Raw genomic sequence first — 15880 nt, forward strand, 5'->3', positions numbered from 1 at the left:
AACAGAATGGAATTCACACAATATATTTGGCAGTTATTTTCTTTTTCAGGGGACAGACCACAATATGAATAAATACGGCGTATTCTCCATTCTCCTCGCAATAAGTGGCGTGCAACAGGTTAATGCCGCTGAACAGAGCGTTCCGGCGCAAACCACGTTTACTATTGCGGCAGATGCGTCGCTAAAAGCGAAATTACCGCAGGAGGTCATCCAGCGCGGTTATATTATTGCGGGCACCAACCCAAATACGCCGCCAACAACGTTTTATCAGGAAGATAATAAAACGCTGGCCGGGCGCGAAATCGATATTATGACCGCGGTTGCCGAACGCCTCGGCGTGAAAGTGCAGTGGCACGATACCGGCGGTTTCGACAATATTATTCCGGGGCTGAAATCCGGCCGCTACGATGTGGCGCTCGCCAACATTAATGCCACCCAAAAGCGCCTGGAACAGGTGGATTTCGTCAGCTATTACGATGCGTCCCGCCTTGGCATTATCTCCCGTCAGGATGCAAACATTCCCGCCTTTACCGAACTGACGCAGGTGTGCGGCAAAGAGATTGGCGCAGGTGCGGGCACCACGCAAATCAACCGTCTGAACGAAGGCAGCAAAGCGTGTGAAGCACAGGGTAAAGCGCCGATTAAAATCGCCGTCTTCCCGGACCGTCCGGCAGGTGTACAGGCGGTGGTCAGCGGGCGCGTACCGATGTTCTTTGGCCCCTATGAAGGCCTGACCTGGCAGGTCAGCAAAGTGAAACCGCTGACCATGAGCGGGCAAATCAGCGTTAACGATGCACCGGTATCTATCGCTTTCCCGAAAGGCTCCGGGCTGGAAGAGGCCGTACAGGCTGCCCTCAACTCCCTGATCAAAGATGGCTCTTACCAGAAGATCCTCGACCACTGGTCGATTGGTTTCGGCGCGGTAAAAGAGTCCAAACGTAACGAAGAGATTTTCTGATGGCGCACACCACTCCTTCACCCTCGCAGGACGCTTTGCGCATTGTCGGTAAACGCTACTACGGGCGCTGGTTCAGCGCCCTGTTCGTTTTACTGCTGCTGGCAGGCTTGCTGCATTCCATTTTCAACAACCCGCGTTTTGAGTGGGGCGTGGTGGCGCAAAGCTTCACCGAAGACTCCATCATCAGCGGCGTGGTGATGACCCTGCAACTGACCGCCATTTCCGTCGTGCTGGGCTTTGCGGGCGGCACCGTGCTGGCGTTGATGCGCCTGTCATCGAACCCGGTGCTGGTGGCGGTAAGTTGGGGATATACGTGGTTTTTCCGCGGCGTGCCGATGCTGGTGCAGCTTTTCCTCTGGTACAACGTGGCGGCGCTTTATCCAACCATCGCCATTAGCCTGCCGGGGCTGGGGGAGCTTTACAGTTCTCCGGCGAACGCGTTGATAAGCCCCTTTAGCGCAGCGGTGATCGCGCTGGTGATGCACCAGTCCGCCTATGCGGCGGAGATCATCCGTGCGGGCATCCAGAGCGTTGGGAATGGGCAACTGGAAGCTGCGCGGGCACTTGGCTATTCGCGCGGGCAGATTCTCCGCTATACCGTTTTACCGCAGGCGATGCGCGCTATCCTGCCGCCCGCCGGTAACGAGGTGATTGGTCAACTGAAGACCACGGCGGTGGTGTCGGTTATCTCATTACAGGATGTGCTCTACTCGGCGCAAATTATCTATCAACGCACCTATGAAGTGATCCCCCTGCTGCTGGTCGCCACGCTGTGGTACCTGCTGCTGACGTCCGTACTGTCGGTCGGGCAGTTCTATGTCGAACGCTACTTCTCCCGGGGTGTAAAGCGCGTTGAAGCCAAAGTCTGGTTTGCCCGCAGGCTGCCGGTGTATCTGTTTAACGCCAGGAGAGTGAGTAATGGCTGAGGCAATTGAATTACGCAATATCACCAAGCGTTTCTCCGGGCAGACGGTGGTCGATAGCGTCGATCTGGATGTGGATGCCGGGTCGGTCACGGTGATCCTCGGCCCATCGGGGTCGGGGAAATCGACGCTGCTGCGCTGCATTAACCACCTGGAAAAACTGGATGCCGGGACAATCCGCATTGGCGGCGAACTGGTGGGGTATGAGCAAAAAGGCCAGGCGCTGTTTGAAGTGAGCGACAGCAAAATCGCCCGCCAGCGCAGCCGTATCGGCATGGTGTTCCAGCAATTTAATCTCTTCCCGCACCGCACCGTGCTGCAAAACATTATCGATGCGCCCATCCGGGTGAAAAAGCAGCCCAGGGCGCAGGCGGTGGCGAAAGCACGCCTGCTTCTGCAACAGGTTGGGCTTTCCGGGCGGGAAGATGACTGGCCGCAGCAGCTCTCCGGCGGTCAGCAGCAGCGCGTGGCGATTGCCCGCGCGCTGGCGATGGATCCTGAAGTCATGCTGTTTGATGAACCGACCTCGGCGCTTGACCCGGAGCTGGTGGGGGAAGTGTTGCAGGTGATCAAAGCGCTGGCGCACTCCGGCATCACCATGGTGATCGTCACCCATGAAATCGGCTTTGCCCGCGAAGTGGCGGACAACATCGTATTTATGGAAGCGGGAAAAGTGATCGCCTCCGGTCCGGCGCGCCAGGTACTGGAAAATAACGCCAACGCTCGCGTCAGCCACTTTCTCTCCACGGTGCTTTAATATGCCGCCCGTGACGCACAGCTCCCACTGGGGAGCGTTTACTGCCACCCCGGCGGGGGATGAACTGCACATTACGCCCTTTGCTGGCGATCCCGATCCCAGCCCGTTGCTGGACAATTTTACCGATGTGCTGCGCCACCCGGCGCGCGTGACCAGGCCGATGGTACGCAAAGGCTGGCTGGAGCAGGGGCCAGGCCCGGACGCGCGGCGCGGGGCCGATGAGTACATTGCCATTAGCTGGGCGCAGGCGCTGGATCTGGCGGCAAACGAACTGCAACGCGTGGCGGATAGCTTTGGCCCGCAAGCGGTGTTTGGCGGTTCGTATGGCTGGTCCAGCGCCGGGCGCTTCCACCATGCGCAGAGCCAGGTGCACCGTTTTCTGAACACCACCATCGGCGGTTATGTTCGCTCGGTATGGTCATACAGTTCTGCGGCGGCCAGCGTGATCCTGCCGCACATTGCTGCCTCGCAGGATGAGATTTCCCGGCGCGGTGTGAGCTGGCGTGAGATTGCCGAACACAGCGAGATAGTGCTCTCTTTTGGCGGTCTGGCGCTGAAAAATTCCCAGGTCGCCAGCGGCGGCATGAGCGAACACACCGAGCGCGGGTATATGCGCCAGGCTGCCGAACGCGGCGCGCAATTTATCTCCATCAGCCCATTGCGCCATGACTTGCCGGATGAAGCCGCCGGGGAGTGGATACCGGTGCGCCCGGGTACTGATGCGGCATTAATGCTGGCGCTCTTGCACACCTTATGGCGACACGGGCTGAGTGATGAAGATTTTCTGGCGCGTTACTGCACCGGCTGGCCAACGCTGGTTGCCTCCCTCAATGGTACGCAGGATGGCACGGTGCGGGATGCCGCCTGGGCGGAAGCCATTTGCGGCGTGCCTGCCGCACACATTGTTGCGCTGGCGCAGCGCCTGCACGGTAAGCGCGTGGTGGTCACGGTCGCCCATTCGTTACAACGTGCGCAGCACGGCGAGCAGCCGGTGTGGCTGGGCATGGTGCTGGCCGCGGCGTTGGGGCAACCCGGTCTGCCCGGCGGCGGCTATGCCTATGCGCTGGGGGCGCTGGGTCACTACGGGAAAGCGTTTAACCGCGTCTCTTTCCCCTCGCTGCCGCAGGGCAACAATGGCGTTGACGAGTTTATTCCGGTCGCGCGTATCGCCGATATGCTGCTCAACACTGGCGCGCCCTTTGATTTTAACGGCCAGCGCCGCCGCTATCCGCACATTAAGCTGGCGTGGTGGGCGGGCGGTAACCCCTTCCATCATCACCAGGATCTGGCGCGGTTGCGCCACGCGTTTTGTCAACTGGATACGCTGATTGTCCACGAACACAGCCTGACGGCGACCGCGCGTCATGCGGATCTGATCTTACCCGCCACCATGACGCTGGAGCGCGAAGACGTGGGCGGCGCGCCAACGGACAGACACCTGTTCGCCATGCACCCGGTGGCTGAACCGTGGGGCGACGCGCGGGATGATTTTGCTATTTTCCGGGATATTGCCGCCCGATTGGGGCGTGAAGAGGCGTTTACCGAAGGGCGTACGGTGCGTGAGTGGTTACAACATCTGTACGGGCAGATGCAGGAAAAACTGGCGCAGGAAGGGGTGAAAACACCCGATTTCGACCGCTTCTGGCAGCAGGGCGTGTTGACGCTGCCGCAGGTGGACGATGGCGGGCGCATGATGCGCCGTTTTCGTGATGATCCCGATGCGCACCCCTTACCGACGCCGGATGGCAAAATCCAGATCTATTCGGCGACCATCGCCAGTTTCAACTATGCTGATTGCCCCGGTCACCCGGTGTGGCTGACGCCGGACGAACAACCCGACGCGCAGCATCCGCTGTGGCTGATTGCCAATCAACCCGCCACCCGCCTGCACAGTCAGCTCGACTACGGGCGACACAGTGCACGGCATAAACAGCAGGGTAAAGAGGTGTGCATGATGCATCCGACCGACGCCGCTGCGCGCGGTATTACCGAAGGGGCGATGATTATGTTGCATAACCTGCGCGGTGCCGTGCTGGCGGCGGTGACTTTGTCGGAGAACATCATGCCCGGCGTGGTGCAACTGCCGACCGGTGCCTGGTACGATCCGGTGGACCCGCTGGCTGCGCGTCCACTGTGTCGTCATGGTAACCCCAACGTTCTGACGCGCGACATCGGTACCTCTTCGCTGGGGCAAGGGTGCAGCGGGCAGATCACTGTCGTTCAGGTGTCTCTGTTTACCGGCGATGTCGGCGAGGTGCAGGCTTTTGTGCCCCTAAACCAGCAAGAGCGCCTGTAGGGTACGCAGCGCCTGGGCGCTCTCCAGACGGGTCAGCGTAAGCCAGCCATTGCGGGTGGCGTCATCCGCTTGTGGCAGGCAGCGGTGTAGTTTCTCCGCTAAATCCACGCCTTTTGCCAGCAGCATCTGGCGTGTGGCTTCGGTTTCCAGTATCACTCCGGCGCGGGTGGTTACGCGAAGGCGATGAAAACGCGCAGCCGGGTTGAGCGCGTCCGGCGGCGCGTTGTGATCCGGCGTACGCACGACGCGTGCCGCCAGCGCGGCGGTAGCCGGTTTGACATTGCCGGGGGCGAAACTGCTCAACGGCAAATCATTGTCCAGTAAGCATTCGGCGATCACATATTCAAGGCTGAAACGGGCTTCAACGCCATTGGTCGGGGTATGAATAAATGCCGCCACATCGCCGCCGGGCGGAAACGCCACCTCAATCCGCTCCACATCGTGGTGTAACTGCGCAATGGAAAACCCTGCCGCCAGCCATTTCTCACGTAGCGTCAGTGCCGCCAGCGCAGCGCCGTGGGTGCCGCTACAGGTCGGCCAGGGCTTAAACTCCAGCCCTGGTGTAACAATGCGCCACGGCGCGCCCCAGCATTCAGTGAGCAACGCCGGGCGGGCAGTCGTGGGGCTATAAGCGGCGAGAAAACTCTCCAGCGCGCCGGTTGTTTGCGCGCTGACGCCATGCTGCGTCAGTTGTACGGCGGTGACCGCCGCCCGTGCCGCCAGCCCGGCATGCAGCGGTTTGATATCCGAACCGAACTGCACGCGTAATCCGGCAGCCTGAGTGGCGGCAATGGCGAGGATATTCGCGGTTTGCGCAGGATCCGCCTTCACCAGACGGGCGCAGGCCGCCGCTGCTGCCAGCACGCCGAGGGTGCTGGTGTTGTGAAAGCCCTGCACATAATGACCGCTGCCGACCGCCAGACCCAGGCGGCCTGCCATTTCCACACCCAGCGCAAAGGCATCGAGAAACTGCGTCGGTTCAATGATGGCGCTCTCTGCCGACAGCGCCAGCAACGCCGGGAGGATGACCGTCCCGACATGCCCGCGAAAATCCGGATGAAAATCATCGAAATCCAGCGCATGTCCGCTGTAGCCAAGACGCAGCGCGCGAGACTGCGCGTCCTGCCCCGGCCAGATTTGGCGCAATGACGCTAAGGTAGCGTCAGGTAACGCGCCGTTCACCACCGGCAAGGCGACGGCGAAAAAGTCGAGCACACCGCGCCGCGCCTGTTCACGGGCGGCGTCATCCGGCTGCGTGTCGACAATCAGCCGGGCGACAGCCTGGGTGATATCGCTCATGCCGTCGCCTTTTTCAGCGCTTCTACCGCCAGCGTCGCCAGCCACTGTGCGGTGGGGAACAGCGCGGCGTCATCCACGCGGAACTGGGGATGGTGCAGGGCATACGGGCCGCCGGAGCCAATCATGATAAACGCGCCGGGCAGACGTTGCTGGTAAAACGCGAAGTCTTCGCCAATCGGATTCGCGGCGATACGGCGGGCGTCAAAACCTGCCTCCTGACCAGTTTCCAGCGCCAGCGAGACCCACTCTTCGCTGTTCACCACCGACGGCGGGCCGGGCTGCCAGTCAAGCGTGATGCGCGCGTTAAACGCGGCGGCCAGCCCTGTCAGCACATCACGCATGCGCTGCTCAATCTGTTCACGCACCGTCTGGCTAAAGGTACGCACGGTGCCTTCCAGCCAGGCGCTATCCGGGATCACGTTCCACGTGCTGCCGCTGTGCACCTGAGTCAGGGAGAGCACGGCGTTTTCATCGGACGGGACGTTACGGCTGATCAGGGTTTGCAGGGTAGAGATCAGTTGCCCGGCGATCACCACCGGATCGTTGCCTTCATGCGGGCGCGCAGCATGGCTGCCGGTGCCGGTGATATCAATGCGGAAGCGGTCAACGCCCGCAGTCAGCGCGCCGGCTTTACTGCCCATAACGCCCACCGGTAGCGCCGGATCGTTATGGATGCCAAAAATCGCCGTTGCCCCCTCCAGCGCGCCTGCGGCAATCACCGCCGGTGCGCCTTGTCCGGTCTCTTCCGCGGGTTGAAACAGAATGCGCACGCGTCCGGGCAGGCTGCTTTCCTGCTGTTTGAGCAAAATCGCTGCGCCCAGCGCCGAGGCGCTGTGGAAATCATGGCCGCAGGCATGCATCACGCCGGGGTGCTCTGAGCTGAACGGCACGCCGGATTTTTCATCAATCGGCAGTGCGTCGATATCCGCGCGCAGGACGATCAACGGGCCCGGTTGTTGCCCGCCCAGTTCAACGACCAGCCCGGTCGGCAAGTCTAACGGCAGAATGCGTATCTGGTAGGTTTCCAACGCGGCACGAAGACGGGCGGTGGTGGCGAACTCCTGGTTAGAGAGTTCAGGGAAACGATGCAGTTCATGGCGAAAGTCGGTCAGCCAGGCCGGTAATTCAGCGATGTCGGTCATAGCGTTACTCATCAGGGTGAACGACGCGCCAGCCACGCGGTGTGGTTAGCGTCATCAAGGATTTTTTTCATAAACAGGGTGATATGGCCTTTGCCCAGATCCGCCTCATGCGAAGGCACAAAGCCATACTGCTGGTAAAAGGGGATCAGCCACGGGTGACTGATGGCGGTGCCAAGCGACACCGCAGGCGCGCGCAACACACCGCGCAGAATATGGGTCTCCACCCAGTCGTAGATTTGCCGCCCGCGCTGCTCCCCGCGATGGCGCGGATGCGCGCCAAACCAGCCGATATGCGGCAGGCCAAACGGCCCCGGCAGCGGCCCCCACGGGTAGCGCAGCGTAATGGAGGCGGCTAACGCATCATCGACAAACAGCCCCCAGACACCGTGCTGTTGCAGGTGTTGCGTCACCTGCGCGGCGGTGGTGGTGGCGGCATCAAAATGAATGCCCATCTCACGCACCTGCGCGTAGGCTTCCAGCATCAGCGTCAGATAGATATCGCGGTCGGCGGCGGTCAGCTGGCGATAGTGCTCGCTCATACCCTCTCCAGCAACTGCGAGTCATCTGCGGCGCGCAAGACATCACCGACTTTTTCGACCGCGCTGCCTAAATAGCGCGCCGGATCCAGCCAGCTGTCGAGATCGGCGCCGCTGATTGCACCGGCGATTTCCGGTTGTTCCGCCAGCACGCTTTTAAAATCGCGTCCGCTTTCAAATGCCGTCATCGCGCAGGTGTACACCAGGTGGTGCGCCGTCTGTTTCCCGAGGGTTTTCCCGGCTTCAAACATCACCCGCTCCGACAGCAGCAGCCCGGCCTGGATATCCAGATTGGCGCGCATTTTTTCGCTATTCACCGTCAGGCCGTTAAGGATCCCCTGTGCGTTTTGCAGTTGCGCAGAGAGATAGAGACAGATTTCCGGGAGCGCCAGCCACTCTGCGCGCCAGCTCATGGCATCGCGCTCGTGTTCAACATGCATTGACTCAAAAATCAGACCGGCGCTGTGGCGCACGGGCGCAGTCAGGCTTGCCAGCCCTTCAATCGCGGCAGGGTTACGCTTGTGCGGCATGGTGGTGGAACCGATTTTCCCGGCGCTGAAGGGCTCTTCCACTTCGCCGATTTCGGTCCGCATCAGGTTGTAGAGTTCGTTGCCGATTTTGCCGAGCGAACCGCTGATCAGCACCGCCAGCGAGGCGAATTCGCTCAAGCGATCGCGTGCGGATTGCCAGCCAATCGTCGGGCAGGCCAGCCCGAGCAGCGCCAGTGCGCGACGCTCCACCTCCGGCCCCTGATCGCCCAGCGCCGCATTGGTGCCGATAGCGCCGTTGATGTTGCCCGTCAGTACGCGCGGACTGATTTCGTTGATACGCGTCAGATGGCGCAAAAACTCATCCAGCCAGACGGCGACCTTAAACCCAAAGGTCGTGGGCAACGCCTGCATGCCGTGAGTACGGCCGACCATCAGTGTGTGCTGGTGGCGTTCGGCAAGCTGGCGCAGGGCGCGGGCGACGCCAACGGTATCGCGGCGGATAATGCCTAGTGCATCGCGCAGTTGCAAAATGGTGGCCGTATCGACGATATCCTGCGTGGTGGCGCCGTAGTGCAGGTATTCCCCCGCCGGGCCGCACTGCTGTTGCAGCGCCGTCAGCGTGGGCATAAAAGAGTGCTTCATTTGCGCGGCGAGTTGGGCGATATCGCTCAGTTGCAGCGCCTGCGGTTGCGCGCGGTCGGCAATCTCCTGTGCGGCCTTCGGCGGAATGACGCCCAGTTCACCTTGCGCACGCGCCAGCGCCACTTCCACGGCGGCCTGCTGGCGCAGGCGGTTTTCTTCCGACCAGATGGCGCGCATTTCCGGTGTGGCGAAGTTATTGCCGATAATCAGAAAGTCGATGGGATGCGATGACATGTTATGTGCCTGTCGTAAATTAAAAAAAGATGCCGGTTAACTTTATTTTCTGTTCAGCATCTTCATTCATGAATATACCGGCGGCAAGGCATTTGTCGCCTTATCTAATATTCTTCTATCGATATGAAAATACAGAAAATAGGAAAGATTGTTTTTTGTTTTTATTTTTGTAGCATGAGCTGATAATGCGATTTAATTAATTAAATGGACAATTCAATGCTTGCGATAAAAACGCCGCAAACCTGGTTCCACCAGTCAGGTATTCGTCATGACGCAGGGAAATATATTTCACCGCTGTCACAGCATATTTTAATTATTACCAGTGCGCAGGCCTGGGCACGAGTGAACCCGGCCCTGGAAAGCAGTTTGCGCACCAGCGGCGTGAAATGGCAGACCGAGATCATGACCGGCTACTGTACCGACGAGCGGGTGGCACATTACGCCCAGCGCGCACGAAAACTGGGGGTGCAGTGGATTGTTGGCGTCGGCGGCGGTCGCGTACTGGATACCGCGAAAGCCGTAGCGGATGCGCTTGACGGCGGTGAGTCGGTCACCATCCCGAAGGTCGCCTCTACCTGCGCGGCCTGGTCGCCACTGTCGGTGTTTTATACTGAAGAAGGCGGGCAAATCCGCAGTCAACCGTTGAAAACATTGCCGCGACTGGTACTGGTGGACAGTGAAATTATTGCACAGAGCGACGTGCGTTATTTAAAAGCGGGTATCGTGGATGCGCTGGCGAAATGGTACGAATTCCGTCCCTATTTACAACATTCGCCGGATAACCTGGCGTTGCAGTTAAAAGTGCAGACCGCCCGACTGGCTGTGGATATTTACGAAAAACACGGTGCGCAGGCGGTACGGGATAATAAAGCGCAGGTTGTCAGCGAGGCGTTAATCAATGTTATTGATGCCAATATTGCGATTGCCGGGTTGGCCAACAGCATTCGCGGCGAGATCCCCACACCAGGCGTCGCACACGCTATTCATAACCGGTTAACCTACGAACCGGCGCTGCGTGACTGGCTGCATGGCGAGCGGGTAGGTTACAGCTTGCTGGTGCAGTCGTTCCTCGAAGGCGACGGTGAAACACCGGACGCCGCGCTGCTGAGTTTACTGCGTCAGTACGAGATGCCGCTGACGCTGGCGCCGCTGAAAGAGATCCGCCTGGCGGTGATCCAGGCGGTGGCGCGCAGTATCAATTTTCCTCGCGCGGCGGCGGAGCATTTACCGTTTTCGCTGGAGCCCGCACGCATTGAACGAGCGCTGCGCCTGACGGAGCAATTTTTTACACCCCGCTATGCGGTATAGCCTTACTCTTCTGCCGCCAGGCATTGCAAATGGCCGTGGCGCACGCCGCGCTGGGCGATAACGTCGTCGGCAAAATGCTGTACTTCACCCATTTTGCCTTTCAGCACGGCAATCTCTAAGCAGTCGTCGTGGCTGATGTGCACATGCAAGGTGGCGACAGATAAATCGTGATGATGATGCTGCGTGGCGACGATACGGCTCGCCAGATCGCGTTTCTCATGTTCATACACGTACGAGAGCACGGCGTAGCCCTGCTTTTCATTGTCCTGTGCGGACTCCTGTGACAGCGCGCTGCGCAGAATGTCCCGCAGCGCTTCTGAGCGGTTGTTGTAGCCACGGCGTTCGCTGAGGTTATCCAGCGTTTCGAGCAGGTCATCATCCAGTGTTATGGTCACGCGTTGCATGGCAGGATCCTTGTTAATGCGCGGGGGAAGGCAGGCAATACCGCCTGTTGCAGCGTTTGCCCGGCCTGAGAGGTAAAACGCAGCGGCGTCGCGACGTCCAGCGTTTCAACGATAGTGCCGTTTTCCATTACCATCACCCGCTGGCAAAAGCGCTCCACCAGACGTAAATCGTGGGTGATAAACAGGCAGGCGACGCCGGATCGCTCTTGCAGGCGTTTGAGCAGGCGAATCACCCCGGCCTGGAGCACCAAATCCAGGCTGGAGACGGCTTCGTCCAGAATCAGCAACGTGGGTTCCACCGCCAGCGCACGCGCCAGGCATACGCGCTGCAACTGACCGCCGCTCAACTGCGGCGGGCGTTTATCCAGCAGCGTGCTCTCCAGCTCAACATCGTCCAGCAACTGCGTAATGCGCGCCTGCTGTTCCGTTTTCGCCAGTTTCAACAAATGGCGCAAGGGTTCGCGCAGAATGTCGCGCACGGTTTTACGCGGGTTCACCGCACTTATCGGATCCTGAAAGACCATCTGAATATCGCGGCGAAAGGCTTTGCGGGCGCGGGCGTCAAGCCGGGACAGCGGCGTGCCCTGCCAGACCACATTGCCCTCGTTTGGCGTTTCCAGCCCGACCAGCAGCCGTGCCAGCGTGCTTTTACCACAGCCGCTGCGTCCCAGTAAGGCAACCGTCTCGCCGCTCTTCAGTTGCAGGGAAATATTGTCGAGGATCCGTTGCTGATGATAACCATGTGACAGACCGTTCACATCGAGCAGATTCATGAGGTTAGCTCCATCCCGTACAGTGCCAGATGCGCCGCCACCAGTTGGCGTGACACCGGGTGCTGCGGTGCGTGAAACAGTGACTGCACCGCGCCATATTCAATAATGCGTCCGTGATCCATCACCGCCACGTCGTCCGCCAGGCGTGCTACGACACCCATATCGTGGGTCACCAGCAGCATGCCGGGCTGGCGCTTGCGAACAATGTTCTCCAGTAAATCCAGAATGCGCGCCTGCGCCACGGCATCAAGATCGGTGGTGGGTTCATCGGCAACGATATAGGCCGCATCGCTGAGCAACGCCATGGCAATCATCATCCGTTGCAGCATGCCGCCGCTCATCTCGAAGGGGTAGAGCGAGAGTACGCGTTGCGCCTCGTCCAGCCCCACATCCTGCAGTGCCGCCAGCAGTGTTTCGTCATCTGCGGGTTTGCCCAACGCCAGGCAGGTTTCCCGTGCATGTTCCGCCATGGTGCGTAACGGATTAAACGCGCTGCGCGGGTTTTGCATCACTGTCGCGACGGTGATGCCGCGTAGCGCCTGCGGGCTGACAATCGCGCCATCCGCCAGTACCCGGCCTGCGGTTTGCCGCACGCCAGGCGGTAATATGCCGAGTGCCGCCGCGCAGGTCAGTGATTTGCCGCTACCGCTGCCGCCCACCAGTGCCAGCACGCGCCCGCGTTGCAGCGTTAACGAGACGTCCTGCACCAGCGGGCGTTCCGCATGCAGGGTAATACTCTCCAGGCTCAGTTGTGCAGGCATCAGTGGGCGTGCTCCGTTTCCAGATGAGGATCAAGATGGTCGCGCAGCGCGTCGCCCACCAGGTTAAATGCCATCACGCTGATAAACAGCGCCAGTCCTGGCCACAACATTTGCAGCGGCTGTGTCCAGATATATTGCCGTGCGTCGTTGATCATCACACCCCATTCGGGGGTTGGCGCGGTGACGCCGAGACCCAGAAAGGACATGCCCGCCACATGCAGCATCATATGACCGATATCCAGCGTCGCCAGTACCAGCAACGACGGCACCACTGCGCCTGCCAGGTGATCGCGAAAGACATGAAGAGAACTGGCACCGCAGAGCCGTGCCGCCAGTACATACTCACGACCGCGTAGCGAGATCACCAGGCTGCGCACCATGCGGGCGTACCAGGCCCAGTGGGAAAGGGCGATAGCGATGATGACATTGGTCAGCCCGGTGCCCAGTACGCCGACCATAAAAAAGGAGAGGATGGAGGTGGGGAAGGTCATAAAGATATCCGCCACGCGCATTATCCCCTGGTCAACCCGGCCGCCCAGCAGTCCGGCGCAGCCGCCTGCCGTTAAGCCCAGTGCCAGTACCAGCAGCAGGCACAGCATGACCGATCCCAGCGAAACACGCGTGGCGGCCATTAAGCGTGAGAAAATATCGCGCCCGAGATGGTCTGTACCGAGCCAGTGCTGGCTACCCGGTGGCAATAGCCTGGCAGGTAAATCAATGGCCTGCGGATCATAAGGCGTCCACCACTGGCAGGTCAGGGCAATCACCAACAGCAGGAATAAGATCAGCAACGCAATACGCACCGGCCAGCGGGCCGTGTTCAGAAAGTGCATCAGTGCGCTCCTTCATGGTGACGAATACGCGGGTCCAGCGCTGCGCTCAGCAGGTCCACCGCCAGATTGCACAGCACAAAGACCATGACCATCACTAATGTAAAGCACTGGATCACCGGATAGTCGCGGTTAAAAATCGCCGACACCGCATAGCGCCCGATACCAGGCCAGGCGAAGATACTTTCGATAATCATCGTACCGCCAATCAGCTCGCCAATGTGCATCCCCAGCGCAGTGATCACCGGAAGCGAAGCATTACGCAGAATGTGCCGCCGCTCAGTTTGCTTCTCGCTTAACCCCCGCAGCCGTGCCCAGGTCACATGGCGCTGCCCGGCGGCTTCCAGCATGCTGGCGCGCAGCAAACGGGCGTTGATGGCCAGCGACATAAACGCGATAGAGAGCGCAGGCAGGATCACATGCTGCCAGCCGCCATAACCCAGGGCGGGCAGCCACTGCAAATGCACGGAGAAAAACATCACCAGCAGGAAGGCCAGCCAGAAGTTAGGCATCGACACCCCGAGGAACGCGATTGCCCGTACGGCGAAATCCGGCAGCCCGTCGCGGTGGCGCGCCGCCCAGATGCCGAGTGGGACAGAGGTGAGTAAAATCAGCACCAGCGCTGCGCCTGCCAGTTGCAGCGTGGCGGGCAGAAAGTGCAGCACATCGTCCAGCACCGGGCGTTGCGTGGCATAAGAGAGGCCGAAATCAAGGTGCAGCGCGCGCCATAGCCAGTGGCTATATTGCGCGATCAGCGGCTGGTCGAGACCCAGTTGGATGCGGGTGGCGGCAATCATCTCCGGCGTGGGTGGCAGGTTGGACAGCCGCAGATAGTCCATTGCCGGATCGCCCGCGCCCAGGCGTAGCAGCAGAAAAATCACCACCGAGGCGGCGAAGATCATCGGGATCAGCAACAGCAAGCGCTTGCAGATATAGCGGCTCATTTTGCGGCGCCTGGCTTGAGCCGATCAAAGGGGATCTCCGACGCGATGGGGGCGAAGGGGATGGTCCCCAGTTCGGGTTTCGCCACCACCATCATGGAGATATAGCTAATCGGCAGATAGACCGCGTCGTTATGCAGACGGGTGAGAATATCCCGGTATAGCGCCTGACGTGCGGTTTCTTCGCGGGTCGTCAGCACTTCACCAATCTCTTTGTCGATCACAGCCTTGTCCGGCAGGCCAAGCTGCGCCTGATAATCCGCATGCGACGGTACGCGCATTGAGCTCATAAAGGCGTGCGGGTCGTACGGCGCGCCCCAGGTGCGGTTGAAAATCATGCCGAAACGCCCGTCGCGCTGACGTGCATAAATGCTGCTCTCTTCTTCACCCACCAGTGCAACGTCCACGCCGATAGCACGCAGATTGGCCTGGATGATCTCTGCCATCGATTTGCTTAACGCATCGGTGCCGATAAACGCCAGTTCGACATGCAACGGCTGCCCGGCTTTTTCACGGATGGTTTTCCCGGCGGTTAACGTCCAGCCCGCCTTATCCAGCAGCGCGCGCGCCTGCGCTGGATCGTACTGGCGCGGTTTCAGGCCAATATTGGCGTACGGTACGGACGGGGCAAACAGCGTGTCGGCAACCTGTTGTGTGCCATACAGTGCGCCATCAATCAGCGTCTTTTTGTCCACTGCATAGTTCAGCGCTTCACGCACGGCTAACTCGTTCGTTGGTGCGCGTGCCGAGTTTAGCGCCAGCATCACGGTCTCCATCGGGGCGGAGAGCTGTGTATGCCACGCCGGGTTTTGACTGAAGCGGGCAAACGTATCCAGCGGCAGCAGCCCTTCATTGCCGTACAGCAGATCGATATCCCCGGTTTCAAACGCCACGGCGCGGCTGGTCGGGTCGGGGATCACGTTGACGATGACTTTACCGAATGCCGGTTTTTCGCCCCAGTAATGTTCATTGCGCACCAACACGTCGTACTGGTTCAGGCGCGATTCCTGCAACACCCATGGCCCGGTGCCAACTGGTGCGACGATACCGTCCTTTGTTCCGTGTTGTTTAAATTGCGAGGGGGCGATAAAGCGGAACGGGCGGGGCAGGGAGAGTTCTTGCAGGAAAGGATAGTAGGCGCTTTTCAGGGTAATTTGTAACTGGCTGGGGCTCAGGGCTTTGACGTCGGTGATCTGATTGGTTAGCTCCAGCCAGGCATGGCGCTGGCGATTATCCAGCACGGCGCGAAAATTCTCTGCCGCCGCCTGGGCATTAAAGGGTTCGCCGTTGGAAAAAGTCACCCCCTCGCGCAGGGTGAAGACCCAGATTTTGCCGTCTTCCGAGTGCGTCCAGCTTGTTGCCAGCCAGGGCTTCACACTGCCGTCGGCCTGGTATTTCACCAGTGCTTCGTAAACCATGCTTTGGGCGAACATCTGGTTCGGAGTGTAAAGGTGTGGATTCAGTGGGCCAACGTTCACCGGCCAGGCGGTGGTGAGCGTCGGTAACGCCGCAGAAACGGCGAAAGATGCGCAGAGCAGCAGCAGAGCGCCGGCTTGACGATAGAAAGACACAGTAGGTTCCCTGA

The 15880-nt window shown here is 59.9% G+C and carries 15 protein-coding genes; 5 read left to right on the forward strand and 10 right to left on the reverse strand.

All coding sequences use genetic code 11. The features are described 5' to 3' along the window. Nucleotides 1-64: 64 nt before the first annotated feature. Genes GA0061071_RS12375 through GA0061071_RS12390 form a run of 4 tightly spaced genes read left to right on the forward strand, consistent with a single transcriptional unit; the run spans nt 65 to nt 4934 of the window. Entirely contained in the window at nt 65-958 is an 894-nt protein-coding gene (locus GA0061071_RS12375) for an ABC transporter substrate-binding protein (protein ID WP_061492737.1), read from the forward strand. Next, on the forward strand, nt 958-1884 hold the full coding sequence (locus tag GA0061071_RS12380; protein ID WP_088238332.1) for an amino acid ABC transporter permease: 927 nt from the start codon (nt 958-960) through the stop codon (nt 1882-1884). The genes GA0061071_RS12375 and GA0061071_RS12380 overlap by 1 nt, the downstream gene beginning before the upstream one ends. Then, nucleotides 1877-2638 carry an amino acid ABC transporter ATP-binding protein gene (locus tag GA0061071_RS12385; protein ID WP_061492741.1) on the forward strand — a complete coding sequence of 254 codons (762 nt, stop codon included), beginning with the start codon at nt 1877-1879 and terminating at the stop codon, nt 2636-2638. The genes GA0061071_RS12380 and GA0061071_RS12385 overlap by 8 nt, the downstream gene beginning before the upstream one ends. Before the next feature lies 1 nt (nt 2639). Then, nucleotides 2640-4934 (forward strand): molybdopterin-dependent oxidoreductase, encoded by a 2295-nt coding sequence (locus GA0061071_RS12390; protein ID WP_088238333.1) that lies wholly within the window; start codon nt 2640-2642, stop codon nt 4932-4934. Here GA0061071_RS12390 and GA0061071_RS12395 read toward each other — a convergent pair. The 4 genes from GA0061071_RS12395 to purB are packed head-to-tail and all read right to left on the reverse strand — an operon-like array spanning nt 4911 to nt 9278. Then, nucleotides 4911-6233 carry an MmgE/PrpD family protein gene (locus GA0061071_RS12395; protein ID WP_088238334.1) on the reverse strand — a complete coding sequence of 441 codons (1323 nt, stop codon included), beginning with the start codon at nt 6231-6233 and terminating at the stop codon, nt 4911-4913. The two genes, GA0061071_RS12390 and GA0061071_RS12395, sit on opposite strands and share 24 nt — an antisense overlap. After that, entirely contained in the window at nt 6230-7375 is a 1146-nt protein-coding gene (locus GA0061071_RS12400; RefSeq protein WP_061492748.1) for an amidohydrolase, read from the reverse strand. The genes GA0061071_RS12395 and GA0061071_RS12400 overlap by 4 nt, the downstream gene beginning before the upstream one ends. Before the next feature lie 11 nt (nt 7376-7386). Next, complete coding sequence (locus tag GA0061071_RS12405) at nt 7387-7914, reverse strand: GNAT family N-acetyltransferase (protein WP_061492750.1); 528 nt, start codon at nt 7912-7914, stop codon at nt 7387-7389. Beyond that, nucleotides 7911-9278, reverse strand: a complete 1368-nt coding sequence (gene purB, locus GA0061071_RS12410) for an adenylosuccinate lyase (protein WP_061492752.1) — start codon at nt 9276-9278, stop codon at nt 7911-7913. Before purB ends, GA0061071_RS12405 begins: the two co-directional genes overlap by 4 nt. A 216-nt stretch (nt 9279-9494) precedes the next feature. Between purB and GA0061071_RS12415 the strand changes: the two genes are divergently transcribed. Beyond that, nucleotides 9495-10586 carry an iron-containing alcohol dehydrogenase family protein gene (locus tag GA0061071_RS12415; RefSeq protein WP_088238335.1) on the forward strand — a complete coding sequence of 364 codons (1092 nt, stop codon included), beginning with the start codon at nt 9495-9497 and terminating at the stop codon, nt 10584-10586. A gap of 2 nt (nt 10587-10588) precedes the next feature. On the opposite strand, the gene nikR is transcribed toward GA0061071_RS12415, so the two are convergent. The 6 genes from nikR to nikA are packed head-to-tail and all read right to left on the reverse strand — an operon-like array spanning nt 10589 to nt 15866. Further along, entirely contained in the window at nt 10589-10990 is a 402-nt protein-coding gene (gene nikR, locus GA0061071_RS12420; RefSeq protein WP_061492756.1) for a nickel-responsive transcriptional regulator NikR, read from the reverse strand. Next, nucleotides 10978-11763 (reverse strand): nickel import ATP-binding protein NikE, encoded by a 786-nt coding sequence (gene nikE / locus GA0061071_RS12425; protein WP_088238336.1) that lies wholly within the window; start codon nt 11761-11763, stop codon nt 10978-10980. Before nikE ends, nikR begins: the two co-directional genes overlap by 13 nt. Next, on the reverse strand, nt 11760-12524 hold the full coding sequence (gene nikD / locus GA0061071_RS12430; RefSeq protein WP_088238337.1) for a nickel import ATP-binding protein NikD: 765 nt from the start codon (nt 12522-12524) through the stop codon (nt 11760-11762). Before nikD ends, nikE begins: the two co-directional genes overlap by 4 nt. Next, a complete protein-coding gene (nikC, locus tag GA0061071_RS12435; RefSeq protein ID WP_061492762.1) occupies nt 12524-13357 on the reverse strand; it encodes a nickel ABC transporter permease subunit NikC in 834 nt (277 codons plus the stop codon). Before nikC ends, nikD begins: the two co-directional genes overlap by 1 nt. Continuing rightward, on the reverse strand, nt 13357-14298 hold the full coding sequence (nikB, locus tag GA0061071_RS12440; RefSeq protein ID WP_061492763.1) for a nickel ABC transporter permease subunit NikB: 942 nt from the start codon (nt 14296-14298) through the stop codon (nt 13357-13359). Before nikB ends, nikC begins: the two co-directional genes overlap by 1 nt. After that, nucleotides 14295-15866, reverse strand: coding sequence for a nickel ABC transporter substrate-binding protein (nikA, locus tag GA0061071_RS12445; RefSeq protein WP_088238338.1), 1572 nt, complete (start codon nt 15864-15866; stop codon nt 14295-14297). The genes nikB and nikA overlap by 4 nt, the downstream gene beginning before the upstream one ends. Nucleotides 15867-15880 lie beyond the last annotated feature (14 nt).

The sequence above is a fragment of the Kosakonia oryzendophytica genome, from assembly GCF_900094925.1.
Classification (GTDB): Bacteria; Pseudomonadota; Gammaproteobacteria; order Enterobacterales; family Enterobacteriaceae; genus Kosakonia; species Kosakonia oryzendophytica.

What these genes read in the sequence shown, in the direction of transcription:
- GA0061071_RS12375 (WP_061492737.1), top strand. Translation starts at nt 65, where the DNA reads ATGAATAAATACGGCGTATTCTCCATTCTCCTCGCAATAAGTGGCGTG.
- GA0061071_RS12380 (WP_088238332.1), top strand. Translation starts at nt 958, where the DNA reads ATGGCGCACACCACTCCTTCACCCTCGCAGGACGCTTTGCGCATTGTC.
- GA0061071_RS12385 (WP_061492741.1), top strand. Translation starts at nt 1,877, where the DNA reads ATGGCTGAGGCAATTGAATTACGCAATATCACCAAGCGTTTCTCCGGG.
- GA0061071_RS12390 (WP_088238333.1), top strand. Translation starts at nt 2,640, where the DNA reads ATGCCGCCCGTGACGCACAGCTCCCACTGGGGAGCGTTTACTGCCACC.
- GA0061071_RS12395 (WP_088238334.1), bottom strand. Translation starts at nt 6,233, where the DNA reads ATGAGCGATATCACCCAGGCTGTCGCCCGGCTGATTGTCGACACGCAG.
- GA0061071_RS12400 (WP_061492748.1), bottom strand. Translation starts at nt 7,375, where the DNA reads ATGACCGACATCGCTGAATTACCGGCCTGGCTGACCGACTTTCGCCAT.
- GA0061071_RS12405 (WP_061492750.1), bottom strand. Translation starts at nt 7,914, where the DNA reads ATGAGCGAGCACTATCGCCAGCTGACCGCCGCCGACCGCGATATCTAT.
- purB (WP_061492752.1), bottom strand. Translation starts at nt 9,278, where the DNA reads ATGTCATCGCATCCCATCGACTTTCTGATTATCGGCAATAACTTCGCC.
- GA0061071_RS12415 (WP_088238335.1), top strand. Translation starts at nt 9,495, where the DNA reads ATGCTTGCGATAAAAACGCCGCAAACCTGGTTCCACCAGTCAGGTATT.
- nikR (WP_061492756.1), bottom strand. Translation starts at nt 10,990, where the DNA reads ATGCAACGCGTGACCATAACACTGGATGATGACCTGCTCGAAACGCTG.
- nikE (WP_088238336.1), bottom strand. Translation starts at nt 11,763, where the DNA reads ATGAATCTGCTCGATGTGAACGGTCTGTCACATGGTTATCATCAGCAA.
- nikD (WP_088238337.1), bottom strand. Translation starts at nt 12,524, where the DNA reads ATGCCTGCACAACTGAGCCTGGAGAGTATTACCCTGCATGCGGAACGC.
- nikC (WP_061492762.1), bottom strand. Translation starts at nt 13,357, where the DNA reads ATGCACTTTCTGAACACGGCCCGCTGGCCGGTGCGTATTGCGTTGCTG.
- nikB (WP_061492763.1), bottom strand. Translation starts at nt 14,298, where the DNA reads ATGAGCCGCTATATCTGCAAGCGCTTGCTGTTGCTGATCCCGATGATC.